Origin of the sequence: Indolivaga alginatilytica (genome assembly GCF_003201355.1) — a bacterium.
GTDB lineage: Bacteria > Bacteroidota > Bacteroidia > Bacteroidales > Dysgonomonadaceae > Dysgonomonas_A > Dysgonomonas_A alginatilytica.
Map to the genome: position 1 here is coordinate 45795 of NZ_QICL01000018.1, position 14124 is coordinate 59918.

The 14124-nt window shown below is 35.1% G+C and carries 15 protein-coding genes and 1 tRNA gene; 6 read left to right on the forward strand and 10 right to left on the reverse strand.

The features are described 5' to 3' along the window. Positions 1-43 precede the first annotated feature (43 nt). Positions 44-1432 (forward strand): MATE family efflux transporter, encoded by a 1389-nt coding sequence (locus tag CLV62_RS13570; protein ID WP_110311323.1) that lies wholly within the window; start codon positions 44-46, stop codon positions 1430-1432. Positions 1433-1467: 35 nt separating this feature from the next. On the opposite strand, the gene CLV62_RS13575 is transcribed toward CLV62_RS13570, so the two are convergent. Continuing rightward, positions 1468-3105 (reverse strand): phosphoethanolamine transferase, encoded by a 1638-nt coding sequence (locus tag CLV62_RS13575; RefSeq protein WP_110311324.1) that lies wholly within the window; start codon positions 3103-3105, stop codon positions 1468-1470. A 199-nt stretch (positions 3106-3304) separates the two neighbouring features. Here CLV62_RS13575 and corA point away from each other — a divergent pair, with 199 nt between their 5' ends. Continuing rightward, complete coding sequence (gene corA, locus CLV62_RS13580; RefSeq protein ID WP_110311325.1) at positions 3305-4384, forward strand: magnesium/cobalt transporter CorA; 1080 nt, start codon at positions 3305-3307, stop codon at positions 4382-4384. Positions 4385-4434: 50 nt separating this feature from the next. On the opposite strand, the gene CLV62_RS13585 is transcribed toward corA, so the two are convergent. From CLV62_RS13585 to CLV62_RS13600, 4 genes are all read right to left on the reverse strand, one after another. Further along, on the reverse strand, positions 4435-5499 hold the full coding sequence (locus tag CLV62_RS13585; protein WP_110311326.1) for an acyltransferase family protein: 1065 nt from the start codon (positions 5497-5499) through the stop codon (positions 4435-4437). 130 nt (positions 5500-5629) lie between these two features. After that, positions 5630-6172, reverse strand: a complete 543-nt coding sequence (locus tag CLV62_RS13590; protein WP_110311327.1) for a DJ-1 family glyoxalase III — start codon at positions 6170-6172, stop codon at positions 5630-5632. Between the two features lie 58 nt (positions 6173-6230). Further along, positions 6231-7139 carry a TonB family protein gene (locus CLV62_RS13595; protein WP_110311328.1) on the reverse strand — a complete coding sequence of 303 codons (909 nt, stop codon included), beginning with the start codon at positions 7137-7139 and terminating at the stop codon, positions 6231-6233. Between the two features lie 30 nt (positions 7140-7169). Continuing rightward, entirely contained in the window at positions 7170-7883 is a 714-nt protein-coding gene (locus CLV62_RS13600) for a pyridoxine 5'-phosphate synthase (protein ID WP_110311329.1), read from the reverse strand. A gap of 311 nt (positions 7884-8194) precedes the next feature. Between CLV62_RS13600 and CLV62_RS13605 the strand changes: the two genes are divergently transcribed. Then, the gene (locus tag CLV62_RS13605; protein ID WP_110311330.1) at positions 8195-9067 is read left to right on the forward strand and encodes an NAD kinase; all 873 of its coding nucleotides are present in this window, start codon (positions 8195-8197) and stop codon (positions 9065-9067) included. 62 nt (positions 9068-9129) lie between these two features. On the opposite strand, the gene ruvC is transcribed toward CLV62_RS13605, so the two are convergent. Beyond that, entirely contained in the window at positions 9130-9705 is a 576-nt protein-coding gene (gene ruvC / locus CLV62_RS13610) for a crossover junction endodeoxyribonuclease RuvC (protein WP_110311331.1), read from the reverse strand. An 87-nt stretch (positions 9706-9792) separates the two neighbouring features. After that, positions 9793-10167, reverse strand: coding sequence for a DUF4286 family protein (locus CLV62_RS13615; RefSeq protein ID WP_245904095.1), 375 nt, complete (start codon positions 10165-10167; stop codon positions 9793-9795). Between the two features lie 215 nt (positions 10168-10382). On the opposite strand from CLV62_RS13615, the gene CLV62_RS13620 reads away from it, so the two are divergent. Beyond that, complete coding sequence (locus CLV62_RS13620; RefSeq protein ID WP_146212746.1) at positions 10383-10571, forward strand: hypothetical protein; 189 nt, start codon at positions 10383-10385, stop codon at positions 10569-10571. Between the two features lie 68 nt (positions 10572-10639). Further along, positions 10640-10713 (forward strand) — tRNA-Ala (locus CLV62_RS13625). A gap of 39 nt (positions 10714-10752) precedes the next feature. Here the strand turns inward: CLV62_RS13625 and CLV62_RS13630 are convergent. Together CLV62_RS13630 and CLV62_RS13635 are read right to left on the reverse strand one after the other, a co-directional pair. Beyond that, positions 10753-11214, reverse strand: coding sequence for a hypothetical protein (locus CLV62_RS13630; RefSeq protein ID WP_110311334.1), 462 nt, complete (start codon positions 11212-11214; stop codon positions 10753-10755). Between the two features lie 128 nt (positions 11215-11342). After that, positions 11343-11750 carry a hypothetical protein gene (locus CLV62_RS13635; RefSeq protein ID WP_110311335.1) on the reverse strand — a complete coding sequence of 136 codons (408 nt, stop codon included), beginning with the start codon at positions 11748-11750 and terminating at the stop codon, positions 11343-11345. 617 nt (positions 11751-12367) lie between these two features. Here CLV62_RS13635 and CLV62_RS13640 point away from each other — a divergent pair. Further along, positions 12368-13030, forward strand: coding sequence for a hypothetical protein (locus tag CLV62_RS13640; RefSeq protein WP_146212747.1), 663 nt, complete (start codon positions 12368-12370; stop codon positions 13028-13030). Between the two features lie 265 nt (positions 13031-13295). On the opposite strand, the gene CLV62_RS13645 is transcribed toward CLV62_RS13640, so the two are convergent. After that, positions 13296-14075, reverse strand: a complete 780-nt coding sequence (locus CLV62_RS13645; RefSeq protein ID WP_110311374.1) for a Cof-type HAD-IIB family hydrolase — start codon at positions 14073-14075, stop codon at positions 13296-13298. Between the last annotated feature and the right edge of the window lie 49 nt (positions 14076-14124).

A 14124-nucleotide genomic window follows, 5' to 3' on the forward strand; every position in this document is an offset into this window, starting at 1 on the left:
CTACACATCTCGTATTGCTCTTCATTCTTAAATTTTAAAAGAAATGCAACAAGTTGCAAATGTTGACGAACTCGAAAACAAAAACATTGCTAAACTTCTTTGGCAATATGCATTACCTGCAATCGTGGGAACTCTGGTCAACTCTCTGTATAATGTAATCGACCGTATATTTATAGGTCATTGGGTGGGAGACGATGCCTTAGCCGGCTTAGGGCTGGTACTTCCTATTATGAATATTACAGCAGCAGTAGGTATGCTTGTAGGAGCAGGATCAGCTAGTCGTATTTCTATCTATCTGGGAAAAAAGGATAAAGAAACTGCCGAAAAAATTGCAGGAACGTCCTTTCTTATGACTATTATTATCAGCGGTGTCGTTATAGGATTACTGCTCTTATTTCTAAAACCCGTACTCATGTACGCAGGGGCAAGTGAGGCTACTTATCCATACGCCAGAGATTTCCTCGTAATCTTTTTACCGGGTAATCTATTCCTGTCTTTATGCTTTAACTTCAATAATATGATGAGAGCATCGGGTTACCCTAAAAAAGCAATGATCACCATGCTTATCAGTGTGGTAGCAAATATCATTTTAGCACCCATCTTTATACATTATTTAGGTTGGGGAATGAAGGGAGCCGCAGCAGCTACATTTATAGCCATGGTAATAGGCTTTATCTTTGTAATGCAACACTTCCTGAATCCTAACAGTTATATAAAGCTTAGATGGAAAAATCTGAGACTAAATAAAAAGATTGTTTGGTCTATTACATCTATCGGGATGTCGCCTTTCCTTATTCAATTGACGGCCTCAGTTGTAGTGTTCTTCATTATAGCACAGCTTAAAATATTCGGAGGAACAGACTCCCACTCCAGTGATATGTCGATTGCAGCCTATACAATTGCCAACACTATGCTTATGCTTATTGTGATGATTGTACTAGGACTTACACAAGGTATGCAGCCTATTGTGGGATATAACTATGGAGCAAAGAATTATGAGAGGGTAAAAGAGACTCTTATTTATACCATTAAAGTAGGTACAGGTATTACTACATTTGGCTTTATCTTGGGTTTCTTTTTCCCACAAATATTCGTCAGTTTCTTTGGACCGGGACCTGAACTTGCTGAAAAATCGGCTACAGCACTACGTCTTGTCGTTATATGCTTTCCTCTTGCCGGATTTCAGATTGTTGTCACCAACTTTTTCCAATGTATAGGTAAAGCCGGAAAATCAATCTTCTTAAGTCTTACCCGTCAGGTACTGTTTTTAGTACCTGCTTTATATATATTACCTCAATATCTGGGTCTCAAAGGGATTTGGTTATCCATGCCTGTGGCAGATTCCTTAGCGGTAATTGTAACTTTCATTCTATTTACATTTCAGGTAAGAAGCCTCAAAAAAGAAGCGGACGCTTTAACTAGTAATGCATAATCTATTATAAAACAGAAGTAGTAATTATAAAATTACTACTTCTTATAATTCTTCCTCTTTACTTCATCATAAGTAAGTTCGCCTACATAACGTTCTTTAGGTTCGAAGTCTATCGAAAAAACACTTCTTTTATCATCATAATCAGGGTAACTAAAACCTGCTATATCAGATAGGCTATACAAAAAATCAGATGTAGAATAACTTCTCTTTGTATTCAAGATCAAGTCCTTTCGCCCTTCTTTAAAATCGCGAGACATCCATACCAGAAAAGGGATTTCACACATGCTAGGTGACACTTTTTCATAGGCATGCCCTGCAAAATCTCTTGTTTCATATACCTCTTCACCATGATCCGAGAAATATATTAAGGCTGTTTTCTGAGACGATTGCTCCTGCAAAGTATGTATCAATTGAGAAATCACAAAGTCGTTATACAAAACAGAATTGTCATACTTGTCAATAGTACGTATAGCTTTTTTATCCCTAAAATCGGTTTCTGTTATTAGATGATCCTTCTCGTTATTAAAGATATTATAAGACGGAGTATATCTAAATCCGTAAGCCATATGATTACCGATAAGATGAATCAGAATCAACTTATTCTTTTTATTCCCATCCGCTAATATATTCCTAAAAGTAGGCAAGATTATCTCATCCGGCTGTTTCTCACTAGAGAGACTATATATATTTTTCGATAGATTCAATAATACATCATAACTTGTCTTGAAATTCCCCCCAAACGGCTGAGTACTTATAAAGTGAGTTTCATAGCCAGCTCTGTTGAATAGTTCAAACATAGAAGGTTTCTCTGTTATGTAATCGAGGTTATCCCTATCAGCCAAAGTAAGTATAGAGCGCAACACCGGAATTGTATGCACCTGAGGCGATACAACATCTTCATAAACCAGCAGGCTATCGCCTAAAGCTCCTAATTTCGGATTCGTAGCTCTTGGATATCCATACAAAGACATATGCCTACGGGTCAATGACTCGCCAATCACCACCACAATTGTTTTAGGTACTGTATCCTGATATATTTCCTTTACTTCATAAGGTTGAGATTGCCGTTCTAAAATTGCACACTCTTCTTTACCCAATCTTATTTTATAATTAACAAACATCTTATAAAAATTGACGAAATAAACAGACTGAGATAATGGAGTAAGAGATACAACCAACAACACCGAAACCAGGGCTGAGACGAAAGTTATCTTATGATTTCTGATTTTCAAAGGTTCGCCCACTCTCATCTTCCAGATAATCAAGAAGCAGAGTAATATATAAACAAGGCATCCAACTATAATCCACGGATTGAAATAGTGCACCAGAAACTCCCGGCTCTCTTCGGGATTAGTCTCAAACAAGCTTATAACGCTATTTTTCTGCAGCAATACATGTGCAAACAACAAATAACTTGTATAAATAGTATTAGGCAGATACGAGATTACGAATAAACCCGAGAAAACCAGTTTTTGGGTTCGTGATTTACAGAATAACAGAAGAAGCCCGATTGATATAAACAGAATTGCATTTATCGTTATTGTGGCGACCACATGTTTGAAAGAAAGGTTCTGCGCTAAAGGTGTCAGAAGCGGAAGAAACATAATCATATAGAATAGAAAAAAGATTTGCAGCTTCTTTCCATACAATGCTTTTACAAAAGAACTATCCATTAGTTAATTATCCATTTTTTTGATTAAGGTCTCAGACCTTTTTATTGTCTACTCGAATATAAAAGTTATCAATTGTTGTCCCTTTTAAGTACAACATTTATGCTTACTTTTACTTATATGTGTTTATACCTATAATGTAGGTCGCAAATATAGCATTTTTTCTTATTTTTGATCTAAGTTTATCATCATACACAATTTTATGGCAAAACGAAGTTCTAACGGAATACGTAACCGTAAGCATATAAAAAATGCTCACTTGCTCGAAACTCTTTCCTACTTAGGTGAGGTACAATTACCTACGTCGATTGAATTTATTCAATATAATTCAAAACAAACTTCTACAAAATCTATCGCACCCTCCGATAAATTAAAAGACCTCATAAAGGACGATTGTATAAGCTGGTTTAAAATAACAGGAATATCAGATGCCGAAGTGATATTCAACATCTGTAAATCGTTTGGAATACCCCGATTTGATGTTAAAGACCTCTTATCGGGACGCCATGTTACGAAAGTGATAACTTATGAGCACAACACATTTATATTGATGTCGGGATGCTTCACCACCGAGTCCCACGAATTGGATCTCGATCATATCGCTTTTATTCTGGGTGATAATTATATCATCAGTCTTCAGGAAAATGGCACACCCATATTTACAGATGTTCAGGAAGCTATCAAAAACTCGAAAGTGCAAATACGGGAGAAAGGTACCGATTATCTTTTATATATATTACTCAACTGTGTACAATCTCTATACAATGATACTGTCTTAAAGTTAGCAACTAAAATTGACAATATGGAAGATAAACTCATTGAGAATGATACTAAAGGAATTGATATTATGAGATTTATAAGGATTCGCAAGAACGATTACTCATTATTAAAACGAGCTGTATCGTCAATGCGAGAGGAATACTCCAACTTGCTCCACAATGACAATCGTCTGATTAAGCGTGAAAACAAAATATATTTCAATGATTTTGATGACAGATTAAGAACTTCATCCGATGATCTTGATATTTTCCATGAATCGATTAATTCTCTAAGCAATCTATATTTCAATAACAACAATTTGAAGATGAATAATGTCATCACCAAACTGACTGTTGTATCTACGATATTTATCCCCCTCACTTTTATGGTTGGAGTATGGGGCATGAATTTTGACTATATGCCCGAATTGAAGTGGAAATTTGGCTACATTGTAGCTTGGGCAATAATGATACTCATCGTAATAATAGCCCTTCTGTTTTTGAAAAAGAAAAAATGGCTCTAAGGTCTCAGCCCTTTTATAGTTTCGAAATATAATATCGATTTTTTTTCAACTTATAGAATTGAAGCTAAAGGCTTATTAAATCTCTGCTTCACCCATTTATTAGCAGGCTTCTCGATATATTTGAGAGAAAAGCCTGAAACGATAATAGAGAAAGTAGCTCCCAAGATAAAGATAACCGGTTTATCGACATGGATATCCAGCAAGAATAAAGCTCTGTCTGTATACCAGATAACTATTTCGTGAAACAGATAAAAACCAAAACTAATCTCACCAAACCATATAAATGTATTGCTTGATAGAAACTGAGAAATTTTTCCTGCCTGAAAATAAAATACTGATATAAACAATCCCACGGGTAGCCAATACCATAGGGAATGACGATAAACTTGTGGGATAAAGTAAGCAGAAGCATAAAAAGCCAAGAATAGAGCAATAACCAATAATTCCAGCAATGTAGGAGAAACAGATTTTACCAAATTCTGAACCTTAATTGTTTGACAGATATTGTAAAAAAGTATTCCTAATACAAAATCGAGCAATCTCACCGGAGGAAAGCTATAAAGAAACCATTCTTCATTCTTACTACCACTCAGTATTGGGCATAAAAGCAAAATAATAATACTAGCCACAGTAAACACAACAAGAAACTTACGCCTCATCGTTGTAAACCAAGTTACCAGAAAAGGAAATAAAAGATAAAAAAACATTTCATTAGAAAGACTCCATGCAGCAGCATTAAAACGAATTTCTTCTGTCGGATAGAAACTTTGGATAAGAAATACATTAGAAATAAAATTAGTTATATAAGGCTCATTCAAAGGATGATCTTTCCTCATATATACCCAAATAAGCATCGTGAGAATATGCAAAGGATAGATACGTGCTAAACGTGCCACATAAAAGAAGTGCTTGCTAACCTTAGTTTCCTGAAAACTTTGCTGATAAACATACGCGAGAATAAAACCACTCAGTACGAAAAAGAAACTAACGCCCACATACCCTTCATAAAATATATGATGAAGGAAAGGATTTGTTTGTTTGTCGAAAAGAATATAATGACTCATAAAGACCATAAAGGCAAATACAAATCGAAGAGATGTTAGTGGTTTAATCATCAATAGCAAGTTCTGCCAAGATTACAGAACTAATTCAGATTCATTAGTATTAGAAAAATAAGAGTAGTGTGAAGAAGCGCCAAACATCTTAATTTATACTTGACGCCTCATCTATATACTATGTATATGGTTAAGCTAGAAGTAAACCTTTAGCAACTTCGTCTCTTTTTGCTTTTCCTGCCAGCACCTCTAGTAATTGGAGAGCAAAATCGAAAGTTAAACCGGGTCCTCTTCCTGTTACTATTTTGCCATCTACAACCACTGCTTCCTGCGTTTTGAGAGTTGCACCATCCAAGTATTTTTCAAATCCGGGATAACATGTTGCAGATTTACCTTTGAGTAAACCCAATCCTCCTAAAACCATTGGCGCTGCACAAATAGCAGCTATATCTTTATCGGCCTCCGAAAAAGCTTTTACCTGTTTTTTCAATCCTTCATGATCGTTGATTTTAGGTGTACCACCCGGTAGAATCAACATATCCGTAGCTGAGCAATCAGCTTCCGAAAATAACAAATCGGCAACCACGGGAATACCATGACTTCCTACTACAGTTTTCTGATCGGTCAATGAAATGGTTTTCACATCCACATCGCCTCTCCTCAATATATCTACAGTAGCCAAAGCTTCTATTTCCTCAAATCCTGTTGTTAAAAAAATCAATGCTTTTCTCATTTTCAATTCTAGTTAAGGTCGCAGACCTGTTTGTTATTATAAATAAAAGTCTAAAAACTTAGTTTAGATTAAACTTATATGTAATCGTCCCCTTTTGATTATTAGAGTCGGGACTGACAGAAAACTTAGTCCGACGAGCAGCACGTAAAGATTCGTTTCTCAAACTTGCATTTGTTGTATTTGTACCCTTACCAATACTGGTTTCTATAACATTTCCTTTAGGGTCTACAATTATATCTACTACTACAGTACCATAATCATCAACATGATATTCGGGCAGTTTTAAACCTCCTGCTCCAACACCTCTACCTCCAAGATCGTAAGTTCCCGTACCTCCTACTCCTGATACTTTTCCTGTACTACCATTACCCGAAGGTGAACCCTGAGTACCCGTACCTTGAGTATTTCCGCGACTACCACTACCCGATCCGTTTCCGAATAGACCAGCCATTTGGTTGTTTATGTTCTTCTTCCGGGCAGCCTCTTCTTGTGCTTGTCTATCGGCTTCAGCCTGAGCTTTACGCTTTACCTCTGCAGCTGCATCTTCCTTCCGTTTCCGTTCGGTTTCAGCTTTCTTGGCTTCATTTATGGCTATCGTTTTTTCCATATCCTGTGTTGCGGTAGGAGCTTTAGCCTCTTTACTCGCTACTTTAGGAGTAGTAGCCTTTACCGGAATAGGTTCAACTTTCACATCGGGGGTCAATTCACCTAAATTATTAGGCATAGTCGGATCCGATTCTATCGGCTCCGTCACATCTTCGGTCAAACCATTACCCCTTCCAAAAGGTTCGTCATCGCCCAATGCATCGGCAACATTACCAAACATAACGGGCACACCGCCCATTTCCTGACTATATCTGTTATCACTAACAGGTTTTATATAATAGAACAGTAAGCACAACAATAGTATTACATGAAACGCTATCGTTCCCGCTAAACTTATTGTCTTTTCTTTTACCATAGCCATAGGCTTACTTTATTTAGAGGTCTATACGACCTATTTCAAGCAGTTTTTATAAGCTGCAATAGTTTTTTCTAATCCCAGATAAAGAGCATCACTGATCAATGCATGACCTATTGATACTTCTTCAATATAAGGAATATTTTTATAGAAGAAATTTAGATTCTCTAAACTCAAATCATGTCCTGCATTTATTCCCAATCCTAATTTCTTGGCAATCTTAGCAGCTTCAACGAATGGAGCTATAGCTTCTTCTTTATTCTTCGGATAGAAAGTAGCATAAGGTTCCGTGTATAATTCGATACGGTCAGTACCGGTCTTAGCAGCATACTCTATAATCTCAGGATCAGTACCTGTAAAAATAGAAGTACGCACCCCCATTGCTCTGAATTCATCTATGAGATCGCTCAAAAAAGATTGGTGAGTTTTTGTATCCCAACCTGCATTGGATGTTATAGCATCGGGAGCATCGGGTACTAGTGTTACCTGAGTCGGCTTTACGGATTTGATAAGCTCTATAAAGTCAGTTGACGGATATCCTTCAATATTAAATTCGGTATTAATCTGAGCTTTCAGATCATACACATCTTTAAACTTAATATGACGCTCATCAGGACGAGGGTGTACTGTTATACCTTGCGCTCCAAATTTTTCGCAGTCCAAAGCAACTTGCAAAACATTTGGAACGTTTCCTCCCCGTGCATTTCGGATAGTCGCAATTTTATTAATATTTACGCTCAACTGTGTCATAATAGCTTCTTTACTTGATTAAGGTCTCTGACCTTTTATTCTTCTTAAAGTATATAACTAAGCAACATGTAATATTAATAGCTACATTTAAATTTTAGCAATTAATAGTCGGCTACCTCTAATAATAAAACTTTTTCACCAACTTTGTACTATCGCCTGATATACTATTACGCAAATTTAATAGTAAATACCGAAACTTGGTACTATTTCAGTATTTTTAAGGGCACAGATAAATGTATTACTTTTGTAACAAGTTATTAAAGTAATAAAAAAGGAAGTGATAAAATAAACAGATATTAATTATAGCTTTTATGAAAATTGGAATTTTCGGCAAAAAATATCAGAAAGAGGAGCAAATAAAGAAAATTTTTGACATCTTATCTCGTAACAAGGTCGAGATTTTTATTCAAAAGGAATTTTATGAATACCTGAAACCTAGTCTGGATTTAAAAGATTCTATTGCCGGTATTATCGACTATAATAATTTAAGTCTGGATATGGCATTTAGTATTGGAGGTGATGGTACATTCTTGCGTACTGTATCTGCAATTAGAGAAAAGAACATTCCTATTTTAGGCATTAACACTGGACGTCTCGGCTTTCTGGCTGATGTTTCGGAAAACGATATGGAACAAACTCTGTCCGAAATACTAAACGGGGATTATACAATAGAAGAACGCAGCCAACTCAAACTGATGGTTAATGATTCTTCATGCGAAGCTGCCGATTTTGCCCTTAATGAGATAGCTATACTAAAGCAGGATTCTTCTTCAATGATTACTATTGATGTCCACATCAATGGCGAAAGGCTTACCTCTTACGAAGCAGACGGACTTCTGGTATCTACTCCAACGGGCTCAACTGCGTACTCTCTTAGTGTAGGAGGACCTATTATGGCGCCCAATACATCCAATTTTATTATTACGGCAATTGCGCCTCATAGTCTAAGTGCCAGACCATTGGTTATTGAGGACAATAATATCTTAACTTTAACTATAAGAAGTCGCAGTTCATGCTTCCTGATTTCGCTTGATGGTCGGTCAAAAGCCATGCCAATTAATGGTACAACCTTACAAATAACCAAAGCGAAAACATCTGTACGGGTAGTAAAGCGAATAGGACAGACTTTTTACAGCACGCTTAAAAACAAATTAAAGTGGGGTACAGATCCTCGAATTGATTAAAGGTGGCCTTTTTTACTTAGTAGATATTAATAAGAATCGCTTATTAACTCTATCAGATTTCTCTACTTGTCGCCTTTTACCTTGTTTGGATTCTGATTTATAAAATCTTTCCAGCTATTAAACTTCTTTTCCTGTGTAGGGTTATTAGTCTGAAAGTAGTGGCAAACTGCTGCTGCCAGTCCATCGGTGGCATCGAGTTGAGGAAGCATACTTTCGTCAGGTATCTTCAAATATTGCTGAAGCATGTAGGCAACCTGTTCCTTTGCAGCTTTACCATTACCCGTTATTGACATTTTTATTTTCAGAGGAGCATATTCAAAAATCGGAATATCACGAGACAAAGCAGCAGCCATAGCGACTCCTTGCGCACGTCCCAATTTCAACATACTCTGAACATTCTTCCCAAAAAAAGGAGCTTCGATTGCCAGCTCATCCGGAAGATATTCTTCTACTAAAGCTAAAACACGCTCAAAAATACGTCTCAATTTCAAATAATGATCGTCATACTTACTCAACTGTATTACTCCCATTGTCACCAACTGAGGTTTATTATTTAATACACGCAACACTCCATACCCCATAATTTGAGTACCGGGGTCAATGCCCAAAATTATACGTTCTTTATCTACTTTAGCCATTAATCATTTATTCGGGTCACAGACCTATTATTTACAACAGTGAAGCCATTCCTTCTACAAATATTCAATCGACAAAACCGATTGTATTTATATTAATGAAACTTCCTCCAGAAGAGTTACAAAACCACCAACTGTAGTTCCAAACCTTTTATTTAGTTCAGCACTTAAACCTTCGCCCGTTTCTCCTGCCCATTTGTTCAGGATATCTATGTCTTCTGTTTTAAATTGCATGGCATAACTTACACCGCTTTCTTCATGTTGACGTTCTATTTTAGCTAAGCTGGGTTGGCTTAACAATCCACTCTCTAAAGCTTTAGGGATGTAAAACGTTTTCAAAAAGATTAGACATTCATCATGCACCGTATCTTCAATATGAAGAGTTGTATTAAATATCAACATAATTATTCTATAAGATTTATCTATACTGCATACAAAGATAATCAGATAATTTGCTTTTAGCATAAACACAAAACCTATCCACTTATTAAAGACCAATAATACAAGCTATTATAAGCAAAAATATCACAACAAACGTTCAAATTCAATTAACACAAAGCACTACTTATTATTTAACTATAAAAAAATCTCACTTTTTACTGAAATATCTATTTTTTTTATGAACTTTCCATCCTGATAATCATTATAAGAGTAGTAACAATTTTAAATTAAAAATGCGTATGAAAAGAGATTTACACTTGAAAAAAATTTATGTTGCAACGCTTCTTACTGCACTGACAATACTACCTACAGCCTTTGCTATCGGGGTGTTTTTAGAAAGTAATAGAAAATCGAATTGCAAAACGAGTCAAGCAACATCAATTACACATCTACAGGCGGATAGTTCGTCTGAAAATGTATCTAATTAATTTGTATTTTATTCTCAATAAGACCACAATTAAAGAAAAACTTGTATCTTTGTTGCAGAATTGAGAACGGGGGATTAGCTCATCTGGCTAGAGCGTTAGACTGGCAGTCTAAAGGTGATCGGTTCGAGTCCGATATTCTCCACGAAATAAATATCCCTGCATTTGAAAAAGTGTGGGGATTTTATTTTATGGGAAGAAGAGAATACTCTTTAATGTTTGAGTCATATATAACTTGATATGATGTTCCATCCATCATATTCATATAAGAATAATCATTACCTCTTCTTGAAACCGAAAACTGTATGACATTTATAAGCAATTTGCCATTTTCCCATTGGGCAGGCCGCACAGCGAATATACTTATAGAGCGTTTTTTATTGGTTTTTTCTCTAATGTCAGGAAGAGATAAAAGCTCTATCTTATAACTCATTATTGAATCAGGAAAATTTTTCGTTGTTAAATCATCTTTCTCAATATAATATAAATCAGACATTTTCCATAAATTAGGGTATTTCTTGTTTGAGGCTTCAATATACTCGAAATGTGACTTTAAAGCCTTATAGTATATGTTTTGTTTATCAAACTCTTGAGCAAAAGAATTTATACATACTATATATAGTAAACTAAAGAAAAGAAATTTCATAATCTTAAATTAAAATATTCCATAAAGCTAACAATTTCCTTATAATCCTCACAAAAAAAGTTCGAGACTTTGGCGCTGTGCTCCACAAATTTCAGAATCCTCAAAAGAAATGCTTGGGGATTTTTATTTCACCAATCTACATCATTAGTATATTTTTCACCCTTATATTTAGTAAAGTTCTGGACTTTAATACATGCAAGAGATTCAACATTCAATTGCCAAATAGAAGAATATTCCGACCATGGATCTGTAAGAATCTGAATATTACTTTCATCAATAGACTTAACAGCAAATACATCCTTTATTCCATCAATATCTATAAGCTTAAAATTCTTTATCAGAATTAAAACATCTCCTCCAACAACACACCAACTATTATCGGCATTTATAAAAGCGCAAGTAGGTTCTCCATAAAACCATCCAATATGAATGTTCTCTTTAGTCTCATTATTTATTAAATAGGCATCTTCATAGACATTGCCAATTTCAAATAAATCCGTTTTGTATAAAGATCTATAACCTATTTGATTTTTCATTTCAAGATAAACTAATTTAGTTTGATAAAGCTAGCAATTTTCTTAAAATTCTCATAAGCGAGTGCAAGATTTCATGAGTGTGCTCCATAAAAAGAAACCTCCGCATATTTTTGTACGTGGATTGTTATTAATCAGAATTCAGTAATTCGTCAAAACTTCTACTTATTTTGTCCTGAGGTATAAAGTTTAGCAGATTGGCTTCCTATAGTCTTCTTTGCATAGAGTTTCTTTATCTTCTTTCAACCTTAATATAATTATGTGATATGTTTCATTATGGAATTTATTAATTTCAGGCATCCGAATACGTTAAATTACAAATCAGAAAGAAATAGACAATAAGCGGATCAGAGAAATAAAACAACAAACAAAGAACTCCTAACATGCTATATACAAGAAAACTAAAATATCAAAAGGCAGATCGAATTTCATTATTTAACCATACTTGACAAAAAAAACAGTAAGCCAGTACAACATTTTATAAGTTAAAACAGACTACTCTTTTCTATTTTAGATAAAAAAAAGGAGCTACCGTATATTTTATCATTTCCAGATACTTATATTTTGAAATAATTATGTATTTTTGACTTTTTAGATTATAGACATAAAAAACGACAACAATGAAAAGGATTTTATTATTTATACTAGGCATGTCTAGTATAGCATTTCTACAGGCACAAGTGGGAGTTAACACTTACGACCCAAAGGTTAGTCTGGATGTACAAGCCGCTTCTACAGATGCAAGTACAGCTGAAGGACTGATCGCTCCACGGCTTACACTTGCTCAATTGGCTTCGAAGGAAGCTAAATATCTGTCCGACCAAACAGGAACTATCGTTTATGTGACAAATGTAACCGGAACTACTACTGCTAAAACAAAAAATGTCATTTCAGTAGGATATTATTATTTTGATGGGACTCTTTGGCAGAGTGTCGGCCCCGATAAAGGTATGAGATTTTTTTACATGCCATCAATTGTATTACCAACCGATACCTCCGACCCTTCTTACAACTCTGCTACAGAAACATTCACGATAGATATACATAAATCTTACGCTGAACAATTTCAAATGACTAATGTTCTGACCTCAATCAAAAGTCTAGGTTCAACAGCATTGCCTTTACTAGCTAATAATGCCCTGGAATATTTTATTACATACTATGACAATACCGTTTTCCAAAATGTAGAGATGAGCGACTTAGGTGTTTTAAAATACAAACTACCGGCTCTGCTTACTGTTACCGATAAAACATTTATGAATATCGTCTTTAAAGTCAAATAATAAACACAGCAAGAATAACAAATCAGAAATAATAAAAATATTTCGGGCATTAACATTATGTTTATGCGTTGTATTGTTATGTTCATAAATAAAGTAACAAGCACTACCTATGGAAACAAACTATCTGCCCAGAAGTGGCATTTACTAATGACTTTAATTAAAGGGTTGCGATTTCTCAAGACTACTTGTTAAAAAATCGATATTCTGAATTCATATTCATTGTATTATGGAACTATAATCTAAAAAAACAGATAAGCAAATTCTGTCAAATAATACCGAAATACTTTAAAGCATTTGCAATTCCATCATCATCCACCGAATCGGTTATATAATCCGCAACCAGCTTTGCTTCATCGCCGGCATTTCCCATCGCTATACCAATAGAGACGTGCTTTAACATCTCGACATCATTGCCGCCATCACCAAAAGCCATAGTTTCGGAAAGGTCTAGCCCATAATATTCGAGAAACTTATCAATACCTGTACGCTTACTATTTCCTATAACATTTACATCTGCAAAAAGAGGATTCCAACGACTCGCATCACAATCAGTCAATATGATCTCCAAAATTTCCTTTTCCTGCACTTTATTTATAAAAGCATCTATTTGCAGAACCTCTTCTTTATCAGCCTCGCTCAATGCTCCTACAGGAGACAACGGAACATCTACCAATAGACTTATTTCCTTTACATTTTCATCAATATAATTAATTAGCTCTTTCTTTTCGGTTATAAAAATAGCAGGAAACAAAAAGCTTTCCGAATGATAATGAAGAAGGGCATCTATATTTCCTCTAGGTATTGGATTCGTAAAAATTGTCTCACTCTCCGAGTTAATACAATGAGCCCCATTCAGAGTAATAAGCCCATCGAAAACCAAACCATCCAAATCTCCTATTTGCTTAAAATAACGCCCTGTTGCGATAAAAACTTTAATACCCTTCTGCTTTACCTCATTTATTGCATCAATGGCAGACTGAGGAATAGAGTGCGTTTTAAAACTTTTCAGAGTACCATCAATATCAAAAAAAATAGCCTTTATCATATTATTAAGTAACATTAAATATTTAATGAGATGTTTTATCTGTATAACT